The sequence below is a fragment of the Micromonospora sp. URMC 107 genome, assembly GCF_051386315.1.
Lineage (GTDB): Bacteria > Actinomycetota > Actinomycetes > Mycobacteriales > Micromonosporaceae > Micromonospora.
The window spans coordinates 19,198-42,004 of the sequence record NZ_JBPQTK010000045.1 but is presented as its reverse complement, the minus strand read 5'-3'; the positions used below and the strand labels follow the sequence as shown (position 1 = coordinate 42,004).

The following is a 22,807-nucleotide window of genomic DNA, read 5'->3' as shown; positions in this document are numbered from 1 at the left end:
CCCCCCGGACGCCCGCGAAGGTCGGCTGATGGACCGCCCCCGCCGCATCCTCCCGCACCTGCCGTCCCGGCCTACCTGGCGCTGCCAGTCGTGCGGGATTGCCTGGCCGTGCTCTCCGGCGAAGCTGCGTCTCCTCGGCGAGTACCGCGAGAACCGGACGGCCCTGATGGTCTACTTGGCGACGCTGAAGGCCGAGGCCGCCGAACAGCTCGCCGAGCTGGACAGCAGCACGCCGCCGGCTGATCTCGACCGGCGCTTCCTGCACTGGGCGACGCCGGTTCTCTGACTCCGCCCGTTTGCGCGCCCTCGGCCATCCCGCCGGGGGCGTCCGCATGTCCGGACCGTGACGCAAGGGTAACGCAGGGTACGGAAGAGCCCCGCCGGGGTGACGAAGTGGCCCCCGTTTCGTCACTCTCCTATTACTTCTTCTAGAGGAGGAGGAGTAGTCCTAGAAGAGGGATAGGGAAGTGACGAAACGTACGTCACTCCGTCACGGGCGACGCCCCCCGGCCGCCGATCTTGCCGTCAGGTGAACAGGCAGGCCCTCGCTGGCCCACTTACATAGGGAGAGCGAACCGTCCGCCGGCCCTCCGGTGCGGTCCGCGCCCGCTGCCGCTGACCACGGCGCGGCCCCCCTCTGATTGGACGCCCCGATGCTGGACTCTGCCCGCTTCCGCCCCCGCGTGTGCGCCGCCCCCGACTGTCTGACGACCTTCACCCCGCGCCCGTCCGGACCCGTCGGCCGGACCTGTTCCGAGACGTGCGCTAAGCGTCTGAAGCGCGCGGAGCGCCGCGCCCAGGTCGCCGAGCAGGCCGCAGGGGCGTCGAGCCTTGCGGACGTGACTGGCTACCTCTACGGCGAGCCGGACGCCGCGCAGCCCGCCGAGTGGGCCCCGCTGTCGGGGGTGCTCGCCGAGTGGGCGCCGGGGTTGCTCGCGGAGTTCCGCGCCCTCGCGGCCGAAGCCGACGCCGTCCGCAACGGCCCGGTAGGGCTAGCCGAGCTGATCTCGGAATGGCCGCTCGGGATCACCCCGGGCCGCCGAGGCACACGGCGTACCGCTGTAGAGCGTGCCGTCTCCCAGCTTCCCGGCGGCGCCCCGTACGGGACCGGCTTCACCGTGGAGGGCGATGCCGCCGGGTGCTTCGATCCGCGCCGGCTGACTCGGCGGGACGAGGGTGATACGTCGCCGGGCGTCGGCCGCGTGCTCGGCGACCGGGCCGGTGTGTCCGGAGTTCGTCTGTAGTAGCGGGGTGACCGCCCGAGCCTTCCCCAGGGGCTTCCGGCGGTTTTGGGGTGGTCGCCTCGCGTCTTCTCCGCGCCTCGACGCGGAGGGTCGAAGGTCTGCCGTGGGTGGCGAGCCGGGGTCGTTGTGACGACGGCCCCGGCCACCCGCGCCCATCCTTCACCCGCAGACACCCGCTCTCACGGCGGGTGGCCTTCAGAGGGGGCCAGCGGCCCGGCGAGGACCCGGACTAGTCAACCGGCGAGCCGGGCCGTTTCTCTCTGCCCGCTCAACTGTCGAGCAGAGCCCGGCAACCGAGCACCCCACCCCCACGCCCTTTGACCTTTCCCACGCGTCACGCAGTGCGCCCGCAGTGGCCGGTCCCAGGTTGGGCGCCCCCCTTTCTCTCAACCTGAAAGCGAACGTTCCACATGGCTAACAGCTTCCTCAACGCCGATCACATTGCCGCCCTGGCGGTGGAACTGGTGAAGAAGGATCTCGTCCTGGGCAACCTGGTCCACCGCGACTACGCGGCCGAGTTCGGCGGGGGTACCGGCGAGACCATCCGGGTCCGCGTCCCGGGCGCGCTTCCCGCGCGGACGCGCGCCGGGTCGGACAAGACGACCGCGCTCGTAGACGACGAGATCGCCGAGCAGTCGATTCCCGTCACCCTGGACACCCTGGCGTATTCGAGTGTCCTCATGTCGGAGAGCGATCAGAGCCTCGGCATCGAAGACTTCGGCCGGCAGGTCCTGAAGCCGCAGACTGACGCCCTCGTCGCATACTGCGAACGCACGATCGTCGCCGCGATGTCGGCCACCCCGGACACCGTCGGGATCACCCTGGACCCCGCCGCCCCGGCGAAGATGTTTACCCGCATCCGGACCGCCCTCCGCAACAACGGCGTACCGGCTGCCATGCCCATCCGTGCCGTGGTCGGCACTGACGTCGCTGCCGCGCTTCTCGACGGCCCGCCCGGCACCTGGGACACCGCCGGCACCGCGACCGCCGAGGCCGGTAAGGCGATGGGCAAGGTTCGCGGCATCGAGGTCTACGAAAGCAACCGCCTCGCCGCTGACGAGGTGATCGGCTTCGTTCCGAACGCCTTCACCCTCGCCGTTCGTGCCCCGGTCATGCCGCAGGGCGCGAAGGCCGGCCGCAGCTTCGCGGAGAACGGCTTCGCGCTGCGGTGGATCGCCGACTACCTCAGCACGCAGGCCGCCGACCGGTCGCTGTTGGCAACCTTCGTCGGCGCGAAGGCGATGCCGCTCCCGATCGTTGACGAGACGACCGGCGCCGTGACCCTCACCCCGCACGCCGGGGCCGTGCGCGTCCTGACCGGCGCCTGACCTCTCTTCCGCCCGGACGCTGGACCGACCTCCTACCGGCGTCCGGGCGGACCCCCCTTTTGCCCATGAAACGAACGTGCGAGGAGTCCCCGTGAACTGCTGCGAATGGTGCGACGCGCCCCTACCCGAGGAGTCCCGGCCGCACCGAAGGTTCTGCTCACCCAGCCATCGAACGCGTGCGAGCGAAGCCCGCCGAGGGCTAAGCCGGCCCACCGCAACCCCCGCCCCGCACACCCTTCAGCCCGAGGAGACCCAGTGACCAGCCCCGCCTCTGAGACCGCGACCACCTGGGACGGCCCTTTTGACGCCGACCGCGCCGCGCGCCTGGTCGAGAACCTGCGGCGAGAACTGGCCGAGGCGAAGAGCGCGCTCGCCACTGAGCGTGAGCGAGCGGCCGAACTTGAGAAGGTCGTCGCCTCTCGCGACCTGGCCGACGCCCGTACCGCCGCCGTCGCGAAGCACGCCGTACCCGCGAGCCTGGCCGGCTACATCACCGGCGACAACGCCGAGGAGATCGAGGCGAGCGCGGCGAAGATCGCCGCTGACTTCAGCGCCGCCCGGACGACGACCGAGGACCCGCTTTCCGGTCTACCGAAGCCGCAGCTCACCCCGGGCCGCGCCGCGAACGACGCCGCCGGAGGCGGCTACGACCCGGCCGAGGTCGCTCGCCGTATCGAGGCGCGTGCCTGATGCCCCAAGAGGACCCAGACCCGCTCGTCCGGCGAGCCATCCGGCGAGCCCTACACGCCGTCGGATGGCGTTGCCACGCCGCGACACCGCTCGGGGTCGAGTGCGGCGCGCTGACCGAGACCGCCGCCCGCACGGCCCGGGGCCCGGCCACCGACCCGAGCGGCTGGGAGCCGTTGTGTGCGCGGTGCACAGCGCGGCGTGCCGCTACCCGGGGGCGATTCGCCAACCCTGGGGAATCGCTATGACCTGGGAAGGGTCAGATCGAAGGGCCCGCCTCCCGAGCAACTGGGGGACCATCCGCCGCCGCATCCTTCGGCGAGATGGGTACAAGTGCCGGCAGGTCTTCAGCACAGGGGAGCGATGCGGTGCCCCTGCAAACCAGGTTGACCACATCGAGCGCGGCGACGACCACCGCCCCGACAACCTTCAAGCCCTGTGCGCGTACTGCCACGGTGTGAAGACCGCAGGCGAGGCAGTCGAGGCGCGGCGCGCGAGTCCGCGACCGACGCGAGCGCGTCCGGCCGAGCGCCATCCCGGAGCACTCTGAGTGTTGTAACGCTGCGTAGGGGTGGGGGGGTGGGCCCTCGACCGCCGCCCCTACCAGCCGAAGCGGCATAGCACCGCCCTGTGCATGCACGCTCGCTCCCAGTTTTCGATTACACACAGCTACCCCCGTCCGCTCGCTATCTCAACGTTGGAGATCCGCCCCATGACCGCCGCACCGGAACAGCCCGCCCCGATCCCCGAGAGCTGGACGACAGGCGCTCGCGAGACCTTCGAGGCCGTGACCGACGAATGCCCCGACCTGACCGCCGCTGAGGTTGCCGAACTGTTCCACGCCTGTGCGTTGGAGAGCGCCGCCGAGCGGCTGGACGCCGTTGCTCTGGCCGCCGGCATGGTCGCCCGAGGATCGACCGGGCAGCCGACCGTCCACCCCGCCGCGATCGAGGCACGCCTAGCCCGGACGGCCGCCGCGCAGATTCTCGGCCGACTGCACAAGCCCGCCCACGGGTCGCCGTCCGAGCGGGCCCGTCGCGCCGCGCGGGCCCGGTGGAGCGGTGACCGATGACCAACCCGAAGATGCGCCGCCGCAAAGCGCCGCGAGCCGACGTCGAGGCGGTCCCGGTTGTCCGCCACGGCGACGCCCTGGCCGCCGACTTCCGACCCGCCGACTACGTCACCCCGCCGGCCGCCGGCTGGACGGCCGCGACGTTGTGGGCCGCCGCGTGGGCATACGCCGTAATCCATGGCGACGATGCTCGGGGTGACGCCCGCGTCGCCTTACGCGCCTTCGCCCGCGCCTACGACCGGGCCCGGCATCTTGAGCCCAGCTCGACCCACGCGGTCGTCCGCCAGGACGTCGAGGCCCGGCTTCGCGGCGTCGACTACGCCGAGAGCCGGCCCGAGAAGGCCGACCCGTGACTGTCGACGGCCGGCAAGTCATCGGGTTCAACTTGTAGGTCACGGTCTACAAGAAGTGCCGGTACCGGATTAGCTCGTGGGCGAACTTCTTGTGCAGGTTGATGACGACGTTCGCGATGAACTCCTTGCACCGCTCGCGCCCGTCGGCGATTGCAGGGAATTGGCAGGTTGCCGACGTCGTGCATGGTGAAGCCCCCGGCCGCCGGAGTCAGTCCGGTAGCCGGGGGCTTCAGTCGTTGCTACACCTTCTCCCGGCCCTGGGCCTGATCCCTACCCCGGCTCCTGCCCCGGTCCCTAGCCCGGCTCCGGCTCCTGTCCCGGTCCTGGCCCCGGTCACTGTCGTGGTCCTGGACCCGGTCCCGCCCTACGAGCTGGTTCAGCACCGTGAGAACCCCCACGGCGACGAGGGCCGGGGTCCCGGCCTGCGGGTACTGCATGGCGGCGTAGCCGGCGAAAACGGCCGCGACCAGCAGGGCGAGCCCTCTGGGCGACACGTCACGGTTTCCAGGGCCGTCCTTAACCTGGTTCTGGTTCCGACGTACAGTGCTCACAGACGAGCCTCCTGGTTTCTTCTTGGCGGAAGTGCTGGTGATCTCGTTACGGTTTGCACTCGTTGGCGCGAGTGCGACTCTCGACGGCACCCGTTGGCGCGGGTGCCGTCGTCGTTTCAGCCGGAGAACTCGGCGAGCGCCTGGCCGCCCTCGGCATCGGTCGACCACGTCACATCGTCGGGGGCCTCGAAGTGGGTTTACGCGATGAGCTTTACCTTGGGCTGCACCATCTCCACCATCTCTGGCATGCCTGGGACTGTAGTGGCGTCGGCACTGCCCGCCCAAGCTAGGCTCGCCCGGTGCAATGTCGGTCACCCGCCGTCGATGAACTGACCGTCTGGGCCCCTGAGGCTGCCGACCACGTCCTATCTGGACGGCTACCTGGCACATCGGCGGCAGGCTCATCGTGGGCAACCTAATGTCCTAGAACGGCAGAGCGCCCCGTCCTAGTGAGACTAGGGCGGGGCGCTTTTCGTGTGCTGGTGGCTATCAGCACCGCGAAAGTTCTACCGCGCCTCCTCGGCCGCGATCTCGGCGAGCCGCTGAGCCTCAGGGTCGGCGAACTCGCCCCTCGTGAAGCGGACGTCTGCCGGCGTAGTCCGTTGCCGAGGCTCACGGCGGACGAAGGCCCGGTCGCCGGCCGCCTCATGCGGTTGTCGCAAGCAGCGACGAGGCTCCCCCGGCGCGGCCGAGGATCCTTGTCGTCCGGGTCACGGAGCACGGCTCGGGCGAGCGTGACATGGCAGGCTGCAACCATGGGAACGACACCGCGCGTGCGTGCCCCCGAACTGCGGGGCCGGCAGTGGCTCAACACAGGTGGACAAAACCTAACATTGCAGGACCTTCGAGGTCGCTGTGTCTTGTTAGATTTCTGGACCTTCTGCTGCATCAACTGCCTGCACGTACTCGACGAGCTGCGTCCGCTGGAGGAGAAGTACGGCGACGTGCTCGTCGTGATCGGCGTGCACTCGCCGAAGTTCGAGCACGAGAAGGACCCGGACGCGCTGGCCGCCGCGGTGGAGCGGTACGGCGTGCACCACCCCGTGCTCGATGACCCCGAGCTGGACATGTGGCAGCAGTACGCCGCCCGCGCCTGGCCCACCCTGTCGGTCATCGACCCCGAGGGCTACGTGGTGGCGACCATGGCCGGCGAGGGCCACGCCGAAGGGCTCGCCCGCCTCCTCGACGACCTGATCGCCACCCACGAGGCGAAGGGCACCCTGCACCGGGGCGACGGCCCGTACGTCCCGCCGGCGCAGCCGGAGACCACCCTGCGCTTCCCGGGCAAGGCGGTGCTGCTGGAGAACGGCAACCTGCTGGTGTCGGACTCGGCCCGCCACTCGCTGGCGGAACTGGCCGGTGACGGCGAGACGCTGGTCCGCCGGATCGGCGCGGGCACCCGGGGCCGGGCCGACGGTCCGGCCGGGGCGGCCACCTTCTCCGAGCCGCAAGGGCTGTGCCTGCTGCCGGCGCACACCGCCGAGGTGGCCGGCTACGACCTCGTCGTCGCCGACACCGTCAACCACCTGCTGCGCGGCGTACGGCTGGCGGACGGCGAGGTGGTGACGATCGCCGGCACCGGCCGGCAGTGGCGCTCCACGGTCGACGACCACTCGCACGACGCGCTCGCCGTCGACCTCTCCTCCCCCTGGGACCTGGCCTGGTACGACGACAAGGTCGTCATCGCGATGGCCGGCATCCACCAGCTGTGGTGGTTCGACCCGGTGAAGCGCACCGCCGGGATGTACGCGGGCACCACCGTCGAGGCCCTGCGCGACGGCCCGCTGGCCGAGGCGTGGATGGCCCAGCCGTCCGGCCTCTCCGTCTCCGCCGACGGCACCCGGCTCTGGGTGGCCGACAGCGAGACCAGCGCGATCCGGTACGTCGAGAACGACGTCATGGGCACCGCCGTCGGGCAGGGGCTCTTCGACTTCGGGCACGTCGACGGGCCGGCGTCGGAGGCGCTGCTCCAGCACCCGCTGGGGGTGTGCGCGCTGCCGGACGGCTCGGTGCTGGTCGCCGACACGTACAACGGGGCGGTTCGCCGCTTCGATCCGGAGAGCAACCGCGTCTCGACGGTCGCCGACGGGCTCGCCGAGCCGAGCGACCTGGTGCTCACCCCGGCGGGCGAGGTGCTGGTGGTGGAGTCCGCCGCGCACCGGCTGACCCGGCTGGCGCCCGGCGCGCTCTCGGCGGCCGGCGCGAGCACCGTCGACGGTCCCCGGCACCGCACCGAGCGCAAGCCCACCGACGTGGCGGCCGGCGAGGTGACCCTGGACGTCATCTTCACCCCCGCACCGGGGCAGAAGCTCGACGAGACGTACGGCCCGTCGACGCGGCTGGTGGTGTCGGCGTCGCCGCCGGAGCTGCTGGTGGAGGGGGCTGGCACCGGCACCGAGCTGACCCGCCGGCTGGTCGTCGACGGCACCGTGGCCGGGGGTGTGCTCCAGGTGACCGCCCAGGCGGCGACCTGCGACGCGGACGTCGAGCACGCGGCCTGCCACCTGACCCGGCAGGACTGGGGCGTCCCGGTCCGGGTGGTCGACGGCGCCGCCGCCCGGCTTCCGCTGGTGCTCCGCGGCCTGGACGACGCCTGACACCGGTCGCGGTCGACGTCAGGAACGGCCGCCCCCTCCTTCGCGGGAAGGGGCGGCCGGTCAGGCGAACGGCGTGGGCGTGACCCCAGCGTCGATCAGGGCGGCGCGCACCAGTTCGGCGCAGCGGACCGCGCCCGGGGTGTCGCCGTGCAGGCAGATCGACTCGACCGGGCACGGGACGACGCTGCCGTCGACCGCGACCACGCACCGCTCGGTGGCCATCCGGACGGCCCGGGCGGCCACCTCCTCCGGGTCGGTCACCAGCGCGCCGGGGGCGGTGCGCGGCACCAGTGAGCCGTTGGGCAGGTAGCCCCGGTCGGCGAAACCCTCGGCGACCACCCGCAGCCCGGCGCCGGCGGCGAGCTGGGCGAGGACCGAGCCGGGCGGGCAGAGCAGCGGCAGTTGGTCGTCGTAGCCGCCGACCGCCGCGACCAGCGCCGCCGCCTGGGCCTCGTCGCAGGCGGCGGCGTGGTAGAGCGCCCCGTGCGGCTTCAGGTAGCGGACCCGGGTGCCGAACAGCCGGCAGAACGCCTCCAGGGCCCCGAGCTGGTAGGTGACCTCGTCGCGCAGCTCCGCGTAGGCGTACGCGATGTGCCGCCGGCCGAAGCCGGCGAGGTCCCGGTAGCCGACCTGCGCGCCGACGGCCACCCCGCGCTCGGCGGCGCCCTCGCAGACCCGGCGCATGGTCGACGCGTCGCCGGCATGGAAGCCGCAGGCGACGTTGGCGGAGGTGACGAGGTCCAGCAGCGCGGTGTCGTCGCCGAGGCGCCAGATGCCGAATCCCTCGCCGAGGTCAGCGTTGAGGTCCATGGAACCTGACCGTAGTCCCTGGGCGGGCCTGCGCGAGCGGGGTCACGTCGTCCACCACCCCGACGACGGGGTACCCGCCGGTGGTCGGATGGTCGGCGAGGAAGATCAGCGGCTGGCCGTCCGCCGGCACCTGCACCGCGCCGAGCACGATGCCCTCGCTGGGCAGTTCCCCGGCCACCGCGCGGGGCAGCGCCGCGCCCGTGAGTCGCGCGCCGACCCGGTTGCTGACCGGGCTCACCGTGTACGCGTCGCCGAACAGCCGGTCCAGCACGGCCGAGGTGAACCAGTCGTCGCGGGGCCCGAGCCGCAGGGTCAGCCGCAGCTGCGTCGGGGTGCGCGGCGGGACGGTGACGTCCACCGGGGCGGGCGGTCCGGCCGGTGCGCCCAGGGGCAGCCGGTCGCCGTCGCGCAGTGGCGGCGGGCCGAGCCCGGAGAGGGTGTCGGTGGCACGGCTGCCGAGCACCGGCTCGACGGCGATGCCGCCGCCGATGGCGAGCCAGTTGCGCAGGCCGTCGCGCGGCGGACCGACCCGCAGCACGGCGCCCGCCGGCACCGACAGCGGCCGGCCCACGTCACCCGGGCGGTCGCCGACCCGTACGACGGCAGAGGCACCGGTCACCGCGACCGCCGCCGCGCGGGGGAACCGCAGCTCGCAGCCCGTCATCGTGATCTCCAGGCCGGCGGCGGACTCCGGGTTGCCGACGAGCCGGTTGGCCAGCCGCAGCGCCGCCGGGTCGAGCGCGCCCGACCGGGGTACGCCGAGGTGCGCCCAGCCGGCCCGGCCCAGGTCCTGCACGGTGGTCAGCGCCCCGGCGCGGAGCACCTCGACCACCGCGCTCACGCGGCCACCAGGCGTACCCGGGTGCCCGGGGTGAGCCGGGCCGGCGGGTCGGCGCGCACGTCGAAGAGGGGCATCCCGGTGCGCCCGACCAGCAGCCAGCCGCCGGGCGAGGCCGCCGGATAGATCCCGGCGTACGGGCCGGCCAGGGCGACCGAGCCGGCCGGAACCCGGGGGCGGGGAGAGGGCAGCCGGGGCACCGCCAGCTCGGCGGGGAGCCCGGTGAGGTAGGCGAACCCGGGGGCGAAGCCGCAGAAGGCCACCCGGAACCGGGTACGCCCCAACCGGTCGACCACCGCCGGCACGTCCACGCCCCAGTGGTCGGCGACGAGGGGCAGGTCCTCTCCGTCGTACGTCACCGGGACCTCGACCGGGCCGGCGGCCGCGGGGGTGCCCCCACCGGCTGCCGTCGCGCTGCCGGCGGCCGTCACGCCGGGGGCCACGTGCGCGTCCGGCCGGGGCTGCCAGGCGGCGATCCGCGCGGCCGTCGCGGCCAGGTCCGGCACGCCGTCGAGCAGGACGGTGGTGGCCGCCGGCACGATCTCGACGGCGGTCAGCTCGCCGCGTTCGCGCCGCCGCCACAGCTCGGCCCGCCACGCCTCCACCTGGTCCGCGCCGGCACAGTCGATCAGCAGGGCGTGCACCCCGACGGGTCGGATCCGCATCCCGCCATACTCCCCGACCGGCTCCCGGCACCAGGGTCGGTCGACCGCCGTCCCACGTGACCGGACGCACTACTTGAAAGTAACCTACGGTGCCGTAACCTAAGGAGGTGACCACCTCCGCACCGCTTCGACTCAAGCCGGTCGACATCGGTAAGCCCCGGATGCGCGGCTGGCTGCACACGTACGCGTTCTTCGTCGCCGCGGTCTGCGGCATCGTGCTCAGCGCGGTCTCCGCCACCCGACCCGGCTGGGCCCCGCTGGTCAGCTGCGTGATCTACAGCCTGACGGTCTGCGGACTCTTCGGCACCAGCGCGCTCTACCACCGGCGGGTCTGGTCCGAGCGCGGCTACCAGATCATGCGCCGGATGGACCATTCGATGATCTTCGTGTTCATCGCCGGCACCTACACGCCGTTCTGCGTACTGCTGCTGGAACCCCGGCCGGCCACGATCATGCTGGCGCTGGTCTGGGGCGGCGCGCTCGCGGGCGTGGCGCTCAAGCTGGTCTGGCCGCACGCCCCGCGCTGGGTCTCCGCGCCGCTCTACCTGGCGCTCGGCTGGGTCTCCGTCGCGATGCTGCCCGACATCCTGCACCAGGGTGGCGTCACCGCCCTCGTGCTGCTCAGCGTGGGCGGCGCGATCTACAGCGTGGGCGCGGTCTGCTACGCGCTCCGCCGGCCCAACCCCTGGCCCACCGTCTTCGGCCACCACGAGTTCTTCCACGCCTGCACGCTCGTGGCCGCGCTCTGCCACCACATCGCCATCTACTTCGCCCTCTTCGCCTGACGGACACGCGACCGGGGGCCCCGCCGCGTGGCGGAGCCCCCGGAAAGATCGGTGTCCGGTCGGACGTCAGACGGTGCGGCGCGGCCGACGCACCTCGCGGTACTCCTCGACGACCCGGTCGTCCTGCACCGGCACGACCTGCTCCGCGACCACGCGCTCACCGCGCACCGGGGCCACCACGGCCCGCCGGCGCGAGTTCCAGAAGTGGAGGGTGAGCAGCAGGCCGGCCACGCCGGCGAGCATCAGTACCCAGCCGACCACGGCCAGGTTGAGCCAGCCCAGATCCGCCTCCACGGCGAACGCGAAGATCGCACCCAACGCGATCAGGAAGATACTGCCACCAAAGCCCATCTCGTCGCCTCCTCGGCTGTCCCCTGGCGTTTCCTTCCGCCGCGGCCATCGGTGAGGGTGCGGCATCCATCGACTTACCCAGGCGCTCTGATCGCCAATCGGGCAAGCTGGGGACATGACGGACGCTCACCCCCAGGGACGGACGCTGGTGCTGCTCCGGCACGCCAAGGCCGAGCCGCCCGGGGAGGTGGTGCCGGACGTGCAGCGTCCCCTGGCCGCGCGGGGCCAGGCCGACGCGGCCGCGGCCGGCGCGTGGCTGGCCAAGCACGACCTGCTGCCGGACGTGGTCGTCTGCTCGGCCGCCCGGCGCACCCGCGAGACCTGGCACGGTGTGACGATGGGCATGACCGGGTCTCCCCCGGAGGGCGGTTCGGCCGGCCCCGCTCCCGTCGTGCGCTACGAGGCCGACGCGTACGAGGCACGCCCGGAGGACCTGCTGGCGCTGGTCCGGGACGTGGAGCCGGCCGCCCGCACCGTCCTCCTGATCGCGCACAACCCGGGCATCTCGCTGCTCTCGGCGCTGCTCGACCCGGAGCGGGCGGACGAGGACGGGATGCGCACCAGCGACGTGGTGGTGCACCGACCCGAGGTCGACTGGCCGGAACTCGGCCCGAGCCGGGCGCCGATCACCGACCGCCACACCGCGCGCGGCTGAGCCACCCGCCGGTGCGTGGCGGGTGGCTCAGGTGCCGCTCGTGACTGCCGTGGACACCGCCTGGCCGGCTGACGGGCCGGGCGGGGGGGGGGGGGGGGGGGGGGGGGCGGGGGGCCCGACGGGCCGGCGGTGCGCCGCCGGCCCGTCGGTGCGTCCGAATGGCCGGCGGCGGCTCAGGACGGTGGCGCCGTCGGCGGCGGCGGGTCGGGCGGTGGCGGCATCATCGCGGTCGGGTGCGAGAGCCGGTTCTCCTCGACGATCAGGGTCCGCGCCCGCTTGCGCCGGTCCTGCCAGAACCAGAGCGTCGTGAGCAGGACGCCCAGCCCGGCCAGGATGAACACCCAGCCGACCGCGCGCAGGTCGACCCACCAGACGTTGGCCCTGATGGCGAAGGTGAGGATCGCGCCGATGGCGATCAGGAAGATTCCGCTACCAATGCCCATGTGCGCTGCACTCCCCCGTGCGGTGGCTCTGGGCGTTCTCTGACGTGGCCTCGCGACGGTTACCCGCCACACCGCCCGGCTACCCGGATGACCTCCCCGAATAGCCGGCGCAACCCCGCTCCGGCCGGCCGGCGGCCGTCACCTGCCGTCCAGCGGACGTCGTTCGCCAAGACTGCGCACGGTGACGACTCCCGGGACACCGGACCGTCACTGCTCGTAACGGCCGTCAATCACAGCCACCACTCCACGAAGCGGACATAATCGCGCAGTATCGGCTAATCGACGCGCCGGAGCGCCGGCAGGGCCACACAGTCGCAGACGCTTTGCTCTGCAGCCACGGAGGCACCAGCAACCCTGGGTGCCTGTTGCGTCCGTGGCTGCAGAGCAAAGGGCGGAAGGGGCGGACCGGGAGAGCGGGGAGTTCGTGACGCTGCGTGATGGGGAGCGGGCGAACACGCCGGGACGGCCTCCACCGCACCGGCTCGCCGCGCTTCGGCGGGCCGGGGCATCGAGAAGGCCGCGCCGGGCAGGGCGGTGCGGTCCGAGCCCGGGCACCGACGGAGGCGCGGGCGGCACGCGGCGCCGGCCCCGCAGGTGAGCGGCGGCGGATCAGCCACCACCCGGACGCCGGAGGATGGACGACGACGGCCGGCGGGCTGCTGCCCGCCGCCCGTCGTGCCGGATCACCGCCGGGTCGTCCCCGGCTCCACCGCCGCGCCGTGCGGCGCTACGGCGTAACTCAGAAGGCTTCCTCCGGGAGGTCCATGATGTCCAGGTCGGTGCCCTCGACGATCCGCCGGTCGGCGCCGATGCGGGGCAGCACCTCGCGGGCGAAGAACCGGGCGGCGGCCACCTTGCCGGTGTAGAACGCCTTGTCGGCGGCCGAGACCTCGCCGGCCAGGGCCTTCAGGGCCACATCGGCCTGCTTCTGGAGCAGCCAACCGACGACCAGGTCGCCGATCGCCAGCAGGAAGCGGCGGCTGCTCAGGCCGACCTTGTAGAGCGCCCGGGTGTCGCCGCCCTGCGCCTCGCCCAGCCAGCCGGTCATCACGCCGACCATGTTCTGGATCTCGGCGAGCGCCTTGCCCAGCGCCAGCCGCTCCTCCTTGAGCTGACCGTTGCCGGCCTCGGTGGCGATGAACTCCTGGATCTCGCCGGCGACCGCCATCAGGGCCTTGCCGTTGTCCCTGACGATCTTGCGGAAGATGAGGTCGAGGCTCTGGATCGCCGTCGTGCCCTCGTAGAGGGTGTCGATCTTCGCGTCCCGGACGTACTGCTCCAGCGGGTAGTCCTGGAGGAAGCCGGAGCCGCCGAAGGTCTGCAACGACTCGTGGCCGAGCAGCTCGTACGCCCGCTCCGAACCGACGCCCTTGACCAGCGGGAGGAGCAGGTCGTTGACCCGCTTGGCGAGCTTGGTCGCCTTCTCGTCGCCCGCCGCCTCGGCGATGGCGACCTTGTCCTGCCAGGTGGCGGTGTAGCAGACCAGGGCGCGCAGGCCCTCGGCGTACGCCTTCTGCAGCATCAGCGAGCGGCGCACGTCCGGGTGGTGGGTGATCGTGACGCGCGGCGCGGTCTTGTCCGCCATCTGGGTCAGGTCGGCGCCCTGCACCCGGCTCTTGGCGTACTCCAGGGCGTTCAGGTAGCCGGTCGAGAGGGTGGCGATGGCCTTGGTGCCGACCATCATCCGGGCGTTCTCGATGATCATGAACATCTGCCGGATGCCGTCGTGCTTCTCGCCCAGCAGCCAGCCCTTGGCCGGTACGCCGTGCTCGCCGAAGGTCACCTCGCAGGTGTTGGAGACCTTCAGGCCCATCTTGTGCTCGACGTTGGTGGCGAAGACGCCGTTGCGCTCGCCCAGCTCACCGGTGTTCTCGTCGAAGTGGTACTTCGGCACCACGAAGAGGGACAGGCCCTTGGTGCCCGGGCCACCGACACCCTCGACGCCGACCGGACGGGCCAGCACGTAGTGGATGATGTTGTCGCTCAGGTCGTGCTCGGCGGACGTGATGAAGCGCTTCACGCCCTCGATGTGCCAGGAGCCGTCGGGCTGCGGGACGGCGCGGGCCCGGCCGGCGCCCACGTCCGAGCCGGCGTCCGGCTCGGTGAGCACCATCGTGGAGCCCCACTGCTTGTCGGCGAAGAGCTTCGCCCACCGCTTCTGCTGCTCGGTGCCCTCGACGTGCAGCACGTGCGCGAAGGACGGGCCGGAGGAGTACATCCAGACGGCGGCGTTGGCGCCGAGGATCAGCTCGGCGAGGGACCACACGAGCGCCCGGGGCGCGTTGCTGCCGTCCAGCTCCGTCGGGAGCTCCAGGCGCCAGAACTCGGAGTTCATGAACGCCCGGTACGACTTCTTGAACGACTCCGGCAGCGGCGCGGTGTGCGTGGCCGGGTCGAAGACCGGCGGGTTGCGGTCGCTGTCCGTGTAGCTGGCGGCCAGATCCTCACGGGCGAGGCGGTCGACCTCGGCGAGGATGTCGCGTGCGGTGTCGACGTCCAGGTCCGTGTACGGCTCCTGGCTGAACGCCTGGTCCGCCCCGAAGACCTCGAAGAGGTTGAACTCGAGGTCCCGAAGGTTGCTCTTGTAGTGGGTCATGCTCGCTGGCCCCGCTTCCGGACAGGTGTTACCGATCAGTAACCCAGACTGTATTACCGATGGGTAGGCAGCGACAAGCCGATCACCGAAGTGACGGCGATTACACACTTCCCGTTCGGGTTGCGGAAGGGGCGTCGAGCCCCGCCCCGCTCAGCTCTCGGCCGCGCCGACCTCCCAGCTCGGCACGGCGACCGTGGCGGCGCCGCGCGAGCCCGTGTACTCCATCAGGACCAGGGCGATGTCGTCGTCGAGCCGGCCGTGCACCCACTCGACCAGGGCGGTCTCCAGCGAGGCGAGCCCGTCGCCGACGGTGCCGTGGCCGAGCAGCCGCCAGGCCCGGTCGGCGGTCGGGAAGAACTCCCCGTCCCGGCGCGCCTCGCCGAGCCCGTCGGTGAAGAGCAGCAGCCGGTCGCCGGGCTCCAGCCGCTCGACCCGGGGGCGCACCACCGGCATGAAGCCCAGCGGCGGGGCGGGGGCCGGCGGTTCGAGCGGGATGACGGCGCCCCGGCGCAGCAGCAGCGGCGGCGGATGGCCGCAGTTGACGATGGTGAGCGTCCCGCCCCGCTCCTCGACCAGCGCGGCGGTGACGAAGTCCTCGTCGCCCACGCTCCGGGCCACCGCCCGGTCCAGGTCGGTCACGACGGCCCGCAGGTCCGCCCGCTCGTACGCCACATGCCGGTACGAGCCCAGCACGATGCTGGCGAGCCGCACCGCGTCGAGGCCCTTGCCCCGCACGTCGCCGATGATCATCCGCACCCCGTACGGGGTGTCGACCGCCTCGTACAGGTCACCGCCGATCTCGGCCGTGGCGGTGGACGAGATGTACCGGGCGGCCACCGAGAGCGTGCCGACCTGTGGCCCGAGCGGACGCAGCACGGCCTGCTGGGCGACCGAGGCCAGCCGGGACAACTCGGCGATCCGCTCGGCCTGGCGCTGCCGTACGGCCGCCGTGGCCACCGCGATCGCGGTGCCCAGCGCGATGCCCGCCACGGCGACCGTGGTGGGGAGCGCCATGGTCTCCTCGCCGAACGCGAAGCCGGCCCCGAGGGCCGTGGCGGACAGGCCCACGCCGAGCACGATCCGCCACGACGCCAGCGCCGCGGTCAGGAACGGCGCGGCCACCATGAGCGCGATGTAGTTCGCCGGACGGCCGTCGGCCAGCTCCACGGCCGACACGATCGCGAGCAGGACGAAGGCCGCGCCGAGGCCGGCGCGGGATCCGGGGCTCAGTGGGCCGGGGCCCGACTGGAAGGGTCGCGTGCGTACGAGGGACAGCATGCCTGATGGACGTGAGCGGGTGAATGAACCTGGCCCGTCGTCCGAGGATGTTCTGCCCACCCGGACCGTGTCGCCGGGCCGATCGCCGCCCGGCGAGCGGCTCAGCCGAGCACCTCGTAGCGGACCTCGACGTGGCCGGCGTCGAGCGAGGCGATGTCGGCGAACGCGGCCCGGGACAGGTCCAGGCAGCGGCCCTCGATGAACGGGCCACGGTCGTTGATGCGTACCGTCACGGACCTGCCGTTCGCCGGGTTGGTGACCCGGACCCTCGTGTCGAACGGCAGGGTCTTGTGGGCGGCGGTCAGCGCGGACGGGTCGAAGTTCTCGCCGTTGGCGGTGAGCTGCCCCTCGGAGTAGAACGAGGCGCCGCACGAGCCGCTGTCGACCACCGGACGGGCGGTGCTGCTCTTCTTCGTCGCGGTGGGCTTCGGCGCGGCGGTGCGCGGCTTGCTCCGGGAGGGGGCCTGGGTGGACCGGCTGGCCTTGGGGCTGGCGGTCGCGCTCGGCGACGCGCTGGCGCTCGGCGGGGCGGCCGACGGGACGGCCGGCGAGCTGGGGGCGGCACTGCTCGGCAGGCCGGTGGGCGCGAGGTCGACGGCGGCCGGGCGGGCGGGCCCCGCGCCCGAGGTCAGCTGGACGGCGCCGACGGTGCCACCGACGGCGAGGGCGACCCCGACCGCCGCGGTGGCCGCGATGCCGGCCGGGGAGGAGAACATTCGGGTACGGGAGTGCCTGCCAGCCACCGGTCCGGTCCTTTCGTCTTCTGAGCAAACCGGGTCGGACCGTAACGAGAGAAGCACTTCCGAAGTCAACGTGATCATGGTGGTATGACCGTAATTGCAGTGATACGTGTAGCCGATCATCCGACCCGAGGTGGGCCGGGCGGTCCGGGTGCGAGGCGGGGCGCCCGAGCCGGCTCCCGTGGCGCAGGATGGGTCCCATGCCCTCCGAGCTGAGCGGACGTCTCGCCGCGCTGGTCAGGTGGATCGATCCCGGCCCCGGCGCCAGTCACCTGGTCAGCGACGTCTCCGGCTGGTGGCGGGACCCGCAGGTCCTCGCCCGGCTGGGGCCGGCCCTCGTGGAGCCGTTCCGGGCCGACCGGCCGACGGTGGTCGTCTCGCCGGCGGTCACCGGGTACCTGCTCGGTCCGCTCGCCGCTACGGCACTCGGGGTCGGCTTCGTGCCGGCCCACAAGCCGGGCGACGGCCGGCTGCCCGCCGGGCCGCTCACCTGGGCGCAGAGCCCGCCGGACTTCCGGGGCCGGCGGGTCGACCTGGCCGTGCGGGACCACGGCCTCGACCGGGGCGACCGGGTGCTGGTGGTGGACGACTGGGTCGCCACCGGGGCGCAGGTCCGCGCGCTCTACGAGATCTGCGCCGCGCGGGGCGCGGAACCGGTCGGCACCGCCGCGGTCGTGCTCGACTGCCCCCCGGCGGTCGCCACCGAGCTGCGCGTCCGAGGGCTCGTGCACGGTGCCGACCTGACGGCTTGACCTCAACCTCGGTTTAGCTCGGAGGATCGGCCCACGGGTGAGGAGTGGCACGTGGTCAAGCTGGCCGACGCGGCCTTTGAAGCGCACGCGGCGAGCGGCGACGACCGCGTGCTCGCCGCCGCCGGCTATGCCGGTCAGCTGGTCTGAGCGAACTCCTCGACGGCCGTGCAGACCCGGCCGAGCGCCTCCGCCGAGTGGGCCAGCGGGCCCGGCACCATCAGCGCGTGGTCGGCCCGCTCGATCTCCACCACGTGCCGGGTGAGCCGGCGGGCGAGCGAGCCGTCCCAGGACCGGTCCGCCGAGCCGCCCACCAGCAGGAACGGCGCGGTGGCGCGGCGCAGCCCGTCGACCACGGCGGGGACGTGGAGCAGCGGGGTGAGCCAGACGGCCGGCAGCCCGCGGTCGGCTGCGAGCGGCGTCGCCATCGAGCCGAGCGACTTGCCGACCAGCAGGTCCGTCGGCTCGGCGAGGGTCGGGGTGACCTGGCCGATCACCCAGTCGACGGCCGGCCCGGGGCCGTCCCGGTCGGGGGCCAACCGCTCCGGCACCTCCCACGTGATGGCGTGCAGGGCGTAGCCGGCGCGGCGCAGCGCCTCACCGGCGTAGACGAAGAGCGGAAACCGGGTGTCGTAGCCCCGGCCGGGAATGAGCACCGCGCGCCTGTCCGCCATGCCGCCTCCAGGTCATCGTCGCCCCACCCACCGTAGCCTCTGTCGCACGGACGGTAGGGGCGGAAATGCCGCGCCGGATGATCGACGGCACCGGTAGCGTCGGCAGGATGTGGCCTCGGATCGGTGGACTGCGCACCCTCGCCCTCGGCACCCCCGGTGAGCTGCGGGCGCGGCTCAACACCCTGGTGCTCGCCGGGGTGAAGACGGCGACCGCCGGGTTGACGACCGAGTACGCCGAGGAGGGCGAGGAGCTGGAGCACGCCGGCGAGCGGCTGGCCCTCGTCGACGACGGGGACGCGCTGGTCGGCGTCGTGGAGGTCACCGGCGTCGAGGTGGTCCGCTTCGCGGACGTGCCGTGGGACTTCGCCCGCGCGGAAGGGGAGGGCGACCGTTCCATCGAGGAGTGGCGCGAGGGTCACGCCGCCTACTGGGCGCGGGTGGGCACCCCCGTCACCGACGACAGCGAGGTCGTCTGCATCCGGTTCCGGCTGGTCTCCGGCGGCGACGGCGCAATCGCCACCGGGGATCTCGGCACCTGAGCCCGCCGACAACGCGCGCTTGCCGGCACGACGCGCCCGCCGGCGCGGTCAGGCGCGGCGCAGCTCGGGCAGCAGGCGGGTGGCCACGTCCACCAGGACGGCCTCGTCGCCGGCGTACCAGCTGCTGGCCCGGGGCCAGTGGGTGACCACGTCGGTGAAACCAAGGGCGGCGGCCCGGCCGACCTGGTCGGCGAAGAACTCGGCGCTGCGCAGGGAGAAGACCGGCGCGGAGTCGAGCGAGAGGTAGCGGTCCAGGGTGCCCGGGTCGCGGCCGGCCGCCGCGAGCGTCCCGTCCATCCGGGCGGCGGCCTCGGCCACCCCGTCCCACCAGCTCTCCAGGTCGTCCACGCCCGGGCCGGTGGTGACCCAGCCCTGACCGAACCGCGCCGCCAGCCGCATCGACCGGGGCCCGTTGGCGGCCACCACGAACGGCACCCGGGGCGTCTGCACGCAGCCCGGGGTGTTGCGGGCGTCCACCGCGGTGAACCACTCCCCGCGCCAGGTGGTGCCGTCCTCGCGCAGGATGAGGTCGAGCAGTTCGGTGAACTCGGCGAACCGGTCCACCCGCTGTCGTGGCGGCAGCGTCTCCCCGCCCAGTACGGCCGAGTCGAAGCCGATCCCGCCGGCACCGAGGCCGAGCAGCAGCCGCCCGTCGGAGACGTCGTCGAGCGCGGTGACCTGCCGGGCGAACGCCGCCGGGTGGCGGAAGTTCGGCGACGCCACCAGCGTGCCGAGCCGGATCCGGGAGGTCACGGTCGCGGCGGCGGTCAGCGTGGTCACGGAGTCGAACCAGGGCCCGTCGACGAGGTCCCGCCAGCCCAGGTGGTCGTACGTCCACGCGTGGTCGAAGCCCCACTCGTCCGCCTGCCGCCAGCGGCGCCGCGAGTCGGACCAGCGCTGGTCGGGAAGGATCACGATGCCAATCCGCATGATCGCCAGCCTAGAACCGCCGCCCGGAAGCGCGCCCGCACGGGGCCTTGACCATATATCGATGATCTGAATATGGTGTCGCCCGTGACCGCGATGCGTGAGCCGACCTTCCTGATCCTCACCGCACTTGCCGGTGGCCCGCGACACGGCTACGGCATCATCCGGGAGGTCACCGACCTGTCCGCGCAGCGCGTCACCCTGCTGCCGGGCACCCTCTACGCCGCGCTCGACCGGCTGCACGCGCAGGGGCTCGTCGCGCCCGACCGCGAGGAGACCGTCGACGGGCGGCTCCGCCGCTACTACCGCCTCACTCCCGACGGCGTCCGCGCGCTGGACGCCGAGACCGCCCGGCTGCGCCAGCTCGCCACCGCCGCCGAGACCCGGCTGCGCGCGCTCCGCCCCGGCACCGCCTGAACGCCCCGCCCGCAGAACCGCACCGGCACCAACCCGGACCCCCGTCAGCATCACCGCACTGCCGCACCCGCACCCGCCCCGCCGGTGCGTACCGATCGGAAAGGGACAGCCATGCCGACGACCGGCGACCCGCTCGCCCGCCGCTACCGGCGGCTGCTGTTCTGCCACCCCCGCGACTACCGGCGGGCCCGGGCCGACGAGATGATCGGGGTCCTGCTGGACGCGGCGCCGCCGGGCCGCACCCGGCCCACGCCGCGCGAGGCCGCCAACCTGATCCGGCACGGCCTGCGGTGCCGGCTGGGACGGCCGGCCAGCCGCACGGTCGGCGTCTGGGCCACGCTCGCCGCCGTCATCTGCGGGCTGTTCACCGCCGCCCTCGCCACCCGCGCCGCCTGGGAAACCTCCCGACCGCAGCCCGACCGGGCCGAGACCGCCGCCGTCTTCGCCGCCGTGCTGCCCGGTCACGACCTCGGCGACGTCGAGCTGGCGCCGGCGCTCTTCACCTTCTACAGCCAGCCGCTCACCGTGCGGGCGCTCGACAACCTGCTGCTCGGCGACGGCGGCGAATACCAGCAGAGCGCCGTCGTGGCCGGCCTGGCCGGCACACCCCGGATGCCCGCCGACGAGACGCTCGCGCTGGCGCAGCGGCGCCTTCGCGAGACCGGCTGGCAGGTGTACGAGCCGACGGTCCGCACCGACCCGGGCTGTGTCGACAAGATGTGCGCCCCCGTCATCACGATCACCGGCACCACCCTGCTCGCCCAGCGCGACGACACCGTCCTCCAACTCCACGTCGTCTCCCCGCCCTCACCCGAAGGCAGCAGCCTGTCGCTGACCTTGAGCCGGACAGCCCCGCCGGCCGTGCTGCCGGCCGGTGTCGCCGGTGGCCTGCTCGGAGCGGCCCTCGGCTGGCTCGTCTTCGGTTGGGCCAGCCGGCGCACCGAGGCGGCGCACCCCGCCCGGGGAGCGGTCACCCTCCTGCTCGCGATCACCCTGTTCTTCTGGTGGACGCCCGTCCTGCTGGCCGTCCCGAGCCTGCTCCGGCACCACCGCGCCGAACCACACCCGACGTGGCACCCGCTGTGGGAGTGGCTCGGCCAGCCGGCGGCCTCGCTGCTGTTCGTGGCGGGCGCGGCGAGCGCGCTGCTGGGGCTGGCGCTGGCCACCGTGCCCCGCCGCAGCCCGCTGCCGACGGCCGCCGTCGGCTGACCGCCGAGGGGCGCCGCCGGGCGGCGACATCGGGCGGGGTGGGTCGGGGCCTGCTCCTTCGCCACGCCTTCGGCGGGCGGGAGTCGGCGCTCAGGGCCGGTCCTGGGCGTCGTAGAGGGCCAGCGTCACATCACCGGTGCAGCGACAGATGTCGCCGGTCGGCCGCCCGCCGGTGGTGAGTTCCCGCGCCCTGGCCAACCGGTCCGGGTCGGTCAGCTCGGCCAGCACCGCGCGGTCGGCCAGCGGCCCACCCTCCAGGCCGCCGTCGAGGACCCGGACCGCCCTGGTCCGCGCCCAGGCGTCGGACAGCCAGTCGGCGAGCAGCACCGCGCCATCGGGTCGAGCGCAGCGGCAGCCGGGTGTCAGTCCCACCAGAACAACCAGGAGTGCATGCCGAGGAGTTGGTCGGCATAGGCGGTCAGCGAGCCGTCGCCCTGCCAGACGTTGTCCGGGCAGAAGGCGAAGTGCTCGGCCGCGACCGCCAATGCGTGCTCGGTGGACGTCGGTGGCGCGGCGACGCTGAGGTTCAGGGTGGCGAACCCGACGCCGACCACCCGTACGCCGAACCGGTCCTCCCAGCTGCGCAGCACCGCCGAGATCTCCCCGGCGTCGCCGGTGTGGTTCGCGGGGCCGGACCAACCCGCCACGGCGAGGGTGTCCGCGCTGCGGGTGGCCGGCACGAGCCCGAGACGCGTCCGCCCGTCCACGAGGAACTCCACGCACTCGTCGGCGAGCACGTCGGGCGGCTCCGCCTGGTCGCCTCGCCTGGCGAGGCCGGGCCAGTTCCGGCCGAACGGGGCCGTGGCGGCCAACGTCTCGTCCTCGTCGGTGGTCGTGCAGCCAGCCCACCACCGGGCCAGCAGTTCCGCCACGTCGTGGCGCTCCGGCGACGACATGTCGGCCGGACACACCTCGCCGTCGACCCACGGGCGCCTCTCGTCGCTCGACAACCCGCTCAGCAGCAGCGGCCACAGCCCGGACTCCGGATGCCGGGCCCGCATCCGCGCCCACAGTCCCGGATCGGCCGGGCCGTCGCTCAACCAGTACGGCGGCGGTCCGCCGTCCTCCGGCTCGACCATGCGGCCGGGCGGCAGCGACGCGGGCGGTAGCGAACTCAGCAACTGGGAGAGGTCCGGGATCACGGCGGGAGCGTAGGCGGACCGTACGACCAGATTTCCGGCCCTCCCGTGACGCCCCCGGGCTACCGCGGCCCTCGAACGGCTCGTCGTGCCGGCGGAAGCCCGGGTGTCGCCCTTCGGTGCTCGACCGCAACCCGGCCACCTCGCCACCGTCCGGACG

26 protein-coding genes and 1 pseudogene are annotated in these 22,807 nt (G+C 73.1%); 14 read left to right on the top strand and 13 right to left on the bottom strand.

Features of this window, described 5'->3' with window-relative positions; all coding sequences use genetic code 11:
- From ACSNN9_RS13275 to ACSNN9_RS13245, 7 genes are all read left to right on the top strand, one after another.
- Positions 1–286 (top strand): hypothetical protein (locus ACSNN9_RS13275; protein ID WP_436673342.1); only part of this gene is annotated, 286 nt, incomplete at its 5' end.
- Between the two features lie 367 nt (positions 287–653).
- A complete protein-coding gene (locus tag ACSNN9_RS13270; protein WP_436673341.1) occupies positions 654–1,244 on the top strand; it encodes a hypothetical protein in 591 nt (196 codons plus the stop codon).
- Positions 1,245–1,654: 410 nt separating this feature from the next.
- Positions 1,655–2,572, top strand: coding sequence for a P22 phage major capsid protein family protein (locus ACSNN9_RS13265; RefSeq protein ID WP_436673340.1), 918 nt, complete (start codon positions 1,655–1,657; stop codon positions 2,570–2,572).
- Between the two features lie 255 nt (positions 2,573–2,827).
- On the top strand, positions 2,828–3,262 hold the full coding sequence (locus ACSNN9_RS13260) for a hypothetical protein (protein ID WP_436673339.1): 435 nt from the start codon (positions 2,828–2,830) through the stop codon (positions 3,260–3,262).
- 64 nt (positions 3,263–3,326) lie between these two features.
- The gene (locus tag ACSNN9_RS13255; protein ID WP_436673338.1) at positions 3,327–3,809 is read left to right on the top strand and encodes an HNH endonuclease; all 483 of its coding nucleotides are present in this window, start codon (positions 3,327–3,329) and stop codon (positions 3,807–3,809) included.
- Between the two features lie 162 nt (positions 3,810–3,971).
- A complete protein-coding gene (locus ACSNN9_RS13250; RefSeq protein WP_436673337.1) occupies positions 3,972–4,331 on the top strand; it encodes a hypothetical protein in 360 nt (119 codons plus the stop codon).
- Entirely contained in the window at positions 4,328–4,684 is a 357-nt protein-coding gene (locus ACSNN9_RS13245; protein WP_436673336.1) for a hypothetical protein, read from the top strand. Before ACSNN9_RS13250 ends, ACSNN9_RS13245 begins: the two co-directional genes overlap by 4 nt.
- Before the next feature lie 670 nt (positions 4,685–5,354).
- On the opposite strand, the pseudogene thyX reads toward ACSNN9_RS13245, so the two are convergent.
- Positions 5,355–5,465, bottom strand: a pseudogene (gene thyX / locus ACSNN9_RS13240) (FAD-dependent thymidylate synthase); the annotation flags it as partial.
- Between the two features lie 525 nt (positions 5,466–5,990).
- On the opposite strand from thyX, the gene ACSNN9_RS13235 reads away from it, so the two are divergent.
- Entirely contained in the window at positions 5,991–7,832 is a 1,842-nt protein-coding gene (locus tag ACSNN9_RS13235; protein ID WP_436673335.1) for an NHL domain-containing thioredoxin family protein, read from the top strand.
- Between the two features lie 60 nt (positions 7,833–7,892).
- On the opposite strand, the gene ACSNN9_RS13230 is transcribed toward ACSNN9_RS13235, so the two are convergent.
- Genes ACSNN9_RS13230 through ACSNN9_RS13220 form a run of 3 tightly spaced genes read right to left on the bottom strand, consistent with a single transcriptional unit; the run spans position 7,893 to position 10,145 of the window.
- A complete protein-coding gene (locus ACSNN9_RS13230; RefSeq protein ID WP_436673334.1) occupies positions 7,893–8,642 on the bottom strand; it encodes a LamB/YcsF family protein in 750 nt (249 codons plus the stop codon).
- Positions 8,626–9,582 (bottom strand): biotin-dependent carboxyltransferase family protein, encoded by a 957-nt coding sequence (locus tag ACSNN9_RS13225; RefSeq protein WP_436673344.1) that lies wholly within the window; start codon positions 9,580–9,582, stop codon positions 8,626–8,628. The genes ACSNN9_RS13230 and ACSNN9_RS13225 overlap by 17 nt, the downstream gene beginning before the upstream one ends.
- Complete coding sequence (locus ACSNN9_RS13220; RefSeq protein ID WP_436673333.1) at positions 9,480–10,145, bottom strand: 5-oxoprolinase subunit B family protein; 666 nt, start codon at positions 10,143–10,145, stop codon at positions 9,480–9,482. Before ACSNN9_RS13220 ends, ACSNN9_RS13225 begins: the two co-directional genes overlap by 103 nt.
- 107 nt (positions 10,146–10,252) lie before the next feature.
- Here ACSNN9_RS13220 and trhA point away from each other — a divergent pair, with 107 nt between their 5' ends.
- A complete protein-coding gene (trhA, locus tag ACSNN9_RS13215; RefSeq protein ID WP_436673332.1) occupies positions 10,253–10,930 on the top strand; it encodes a PAQR family membrane homeostasis protein TrhA in 678 nt (225 codons plus the stop codon).
- 66 nt (positions 10,931–10,996) lie between these two features.
- Here trhA and ACSNN9_RS13210 read toward each other — a convergent pair whose 3' ends face one another.
- Complete coding sequence (locus ACSNN9_RS13210) at positions 10,997–11,281, bottom strand: DUF6458 family protein (RefSeq protein WP_089002696.1); 285 nt, start codon at positions 11,279–11,281, stop codon at positions 10,997–10,999.
- A gap of 115 nt (positions 11,282–11,396) precedes the next feature.
- On the opposite strand from ACSNN9_RS13210, the gene ACSNN9_RS13205 reads away from it, so the two are divergent.
- Positions 11,397–11,936: a SixA phosphatase family protein gene (locus ACSNN9_RS13205; protein ID WP_436673331.1), complete on the top strand. Its 540-nt coding sequence runs from the start codon at positions 11,397–11,399 to the stop codon at positions 11,934–11,936.
- Between the two features lie 173 nt (positions 11,937–12,109).
- On the opposite strand, the gene ACSNN9_RS13200 is transcribed toward ACSNN9_RS13205, so the two are convergent.
- From ACSNN9_RS13200 to ACSNN9_RS13185, 4 genes are all read right to left on the bottom strand, one after another.
- Positions 12,110–12,379: a DUF6458 family protein gene (locus ACSNN9_RS13200; protein ID WP_013730795.1), complete on the bottom strand. Its 270-nt coding sequence runs from the start codon at positions 12,377–12,379 to the stop codon at positions 12,110–12,112.
- A gap of 739 nt (positions 12,380–13,118) precedes the next feature.
- Complete coding sequence (locus ACSNN9_RS13195; protein ID WP_436673330.1) at positions 13,119–14,975, bottom strand: acyl-CoA dehydrogenase; 1,857 nt, start codon at positions 14,973–14,975, stop codon at positions 13,119–13,121.
- 150 nt (positions 14,976–15,125) lie between these two features.
- Complete coding sequence (locus ACSNN9_RS13190; protein WP_436673329.1) at positions 15,126–16,253, bottom strand: PP2C family protein-serine/threonine phosphatase; 1,128 nt, start codon at positions 16,251–16,253, stop codon at positions 15,126–15,128.
- Positions 16,254–16,354: 101 nt separating this feature from the next.
- Positions 16,355–16,996, bottom strand: a complete 642-nt coding sequence (locus tag ACSNN9_RS13185) for a septal ring lytic transglycosylase RlpA family protein (RefSeq protein ID WP_436673328.1) — start codon at positions 16,994–16,996, stop codon at positions 16,355–16,357.
- 197 nt (positions 16,997–17,193) lie between these two features.
- On the opposite strand from ACSNN9_RS13185, the gene ACSNN9_RS13180 reads away from it, so the two are divergent.
- Positions 17,194–17,745 (top strand): phosphoribosyltransferase family protein, encoded by a 552-nt coding sequence (locus ACSNN9_RS13180; RefSeq protein WP_436673327.1) that lies wholly within the window; start codon positions 17,194–17,196, stop codon positions 17,743–17,745.
- Between the two features lie 134 nt (positions 17,746–17,879).
- On the opposite strand, the gene ACSNN9_RS13175 is transcribed toward ACSNN9_RS13180, so the two are convergent.
- Positions 17,880–18,416 (bottom strand): alpha/beta hydrolase, encoded by a 537-nt coding sequence (locus tag ACSNN9_RS13175; RefSeq protein ID WP_436673326.1) that lies wholly within the window; start codon positions 18,414–18,416, stop codon positions 17,880–17,882.
- A gap of 107 nt (positions 18,417–18,523) precedes the next feature.
- Between ACSNN9_RS13175 and ACSNN9_RS13170 the strand changes: the two genes are divergently transcribed.
- Complete coding sequence (locus ACSNN9_RS13170; protein ID WP_436673325.1) at positions 18,524–18,955, top strand: ASCH domain-containing protein; 432 nt, start codon at positions 18,524–18,526, stop codon at positions 18,953–18,955.
- A gap of 48 nt (positions 18,956–19,003) precedes the next feature.
- On the opposite strand, the gene ACSNN9_RS13165 is transcribed toward ACSNN9_RS13170, so the two are convergent.
- Positions 19,004–19,885, bottom strand: coding sequence for an LLM class flavin-dependent oxidoreductase (locus ACSNN9_RS13165; RefSeq protein ID WP_436673324.1), 882 nt, complete (start codon positions 19,883–19,885; stop codon positions 19,004–19,006).
- A 93-nt stretch (positions 19,886–19,978) separates the two neighbouring features.
- Here ACSNN9_RS13165 and ACSNN9_RS13160 point away from each other — a divergent pair, with 93 nt between their 5' ends.
- Positions 19,979–20,299 (top strand): PadR family transcriptional regulator, encoded by a 321-nt coding sequence (locus ACSNN9_RS13160; protein WP_357866877.1) that lies wholly within the window; start codon positions 19,979–19,981, stop codon positions 20,297–20,299.
- Positions 20,300–20,410: 111 nt separating this feature from the next.
- Complete coding sequence (locus ACSNN9_RS13155) at positions 20,411–21,508, top strand: hypothetical protein (RefSeq protein ID WP_436673323.1); 1,098 nt, start codon at positions 20,411–20,413, stop codon at positions 21,506–21,508.
- A gap of 90 nt (positions 21,509–21,598) precedes the next feature.
- On the opposite strand, the gene ACSNN9_RS13150 is transcribed toward ACSNN9_RS13155, so the two are convergent.
- Both ACSNN9_RS13150 and ACSNN9_RS13145 read right to left on the bottom strand, forming a co-directional pair.
- Positions 21,599–21,880, bottom strand: coding sequence for a hypothetical protein (locus tag ACSNN9_RS13150; RefSeq protein ID WP_436673322.1), 282 nt, complete (start codon positions 21,878–21,880; stop codon positions 21,599–21,601).
- Positions 21,871–22,650, bottom strand: coding sequence for a DUF4253 domain-containing protein (locus ACSNN9_RS13145; protein WP_436673321.1), 780 nt, complete (start codon positions 22,648–22,650; stop codon positions 21,871–21,873). Before ACSNN9_RS13145 ends, ACSNN9_RS13150 begins: the two co-directional genes overlap by 10 nt.
- Positions 22,651–22,807: the final 157 nt, after the last annotated feature.

Bases quoted from the DNA above. Each gene is read 5' to 3' on its own strand.
- ACSNN9_RS13180 (WP_436673327.1), top strand. From the start codon at position 17,194: ATGCCCTCCGAGCTGAGCGGACGTCTCGCCGCGCTGGTCAGGTGGATC.
- ACSNN9_RS13165 (WP_436673324.1), bottom strand. From the start codon at position 19,885: ATGCGGATTGGCATCGTGATCCTTCCCGACCAGCGCTGGTCCGACTCG.
- ACSNN9_RS13200 (WP_013730795.1), bottom strand. From the start codon at position 12,379: ATGGGCATTGGTAGCGGAATCTTCCTGATCGCCATCGGCGCGATCCTC.
- ACSNN9_RS13155 (WP_436673323.1), top strand. From the start codon at position 20,411: ATGCCGACGACCGGCGACCCGCTCGCCCGCCGCTACCGGCGGCTGCTG.
- ACSNN9_RS13175 (WP_436673326.1), bottom strand. From the start codon at position 18,416: ATGGCGGACAGGCGCGCGGTGCTCATTCCCGGCCGGGGCTACGACACC.
- ACSNN9_RS13195 (WP_436673330.1), bottom strand. From the start codon at position 14,975: ATGACCCACTACAAGAGCAACCTTCGGGACCTCGAGTTCAACCTCTTC.
- ACSNN9_RS13270 (WP_436673341.1), top strand. From the start codon at position 654: ATGCTGGACTCTGCCCGCTTCCGCCCCCGCGTGTGCGCCGCCCCCGAC.
- ACSNN9_RS13235 (WP_436673335.1), top strand. From the start codon at position 5,991: ATGGGAACGACACCGCGCGTGCGTGCCCCCGAACTGCGGGGCCGGCAG.
- ACSNN9_RS13265 (WP_436673340.1), top strand. From the start codon at position 1,655: ATGGCTAACAGCTTCCTCAACGCCGATCACATTGCCGCCCTGGCGGTG.
- ACSNN9_RS13205 (WP_436673331.1), top strand. From the start codon at position 11,397: ATGACGGACGCTCACCCCCAGGGACGGACGCTGGTGCTGCTCCGGCAC.
- ACSNN9_RS13230 (WP_436673334.1), bottom strand. From the start codon at position 8,642: ATGGACCTCAACGCTGACCTCGGCGAGGGATTCGGCATCTGGCGCCTC.
- ACSNN9_RS13245 (WP_436673336.1), top strand. From the start codon at position 4,328: ATGACCAACCCGAAGATGCGCCGCCGCAAAGCGCCGCGAGCCGACGTC.
- ACSNN9_RS13190 (WP_436673329.1), bottom strand. From the start codon at position 16,253: ATGCTGTCCCTCGTACGCACGCGACCCTTCCAGTCGGGCCCCGGCCCA.
- ACSNN9_RS13255 (WP_436673338.1), top strand. From the start codon at position 3,327: ATGGCGTTGCCACGCCGCGACACCGCTCGGGGTCGAGTGCGGCGCGCT.
- ACSNN9_RS13210 (WP_089002696.1), bottom strand. From the start codon at position 11,281: ATGGGCTTTGGTGGCAGTATCTTCCTGATCGCGTTGGGTGCGATCTTC.
- ACSNN9_RS13170 (WP_436673325.1), top strand. From the start codon at position 18,524: ATGTGGCCTCGGATCGGTGGACTGCGCACCCTCGCCCTCGGCACCCCC.
- ACSNN9_RS13220 (WP_436673333.1), bottom strand. From the start codon at position 10,145: ATGCGGATCCGACCCGTCGGGGTGCACGCCCTGCTGATCGACTGTGCC.
- ACSNN9_RS13250 (WP_436673337.1), top strand. From the start codon at position 3,972: ATGACCGCCGCACCGGAACAGCCCGCCCCGATCCCCGAGAGCTGGACG.
- ACSNN9_RS13160 (WP_357866877.1), top strand. From the start codon at position 19,979: ATGCGTGAGCCGACCTTCCTGATCCTCACCGCACTTGCCGGTGGCCCG.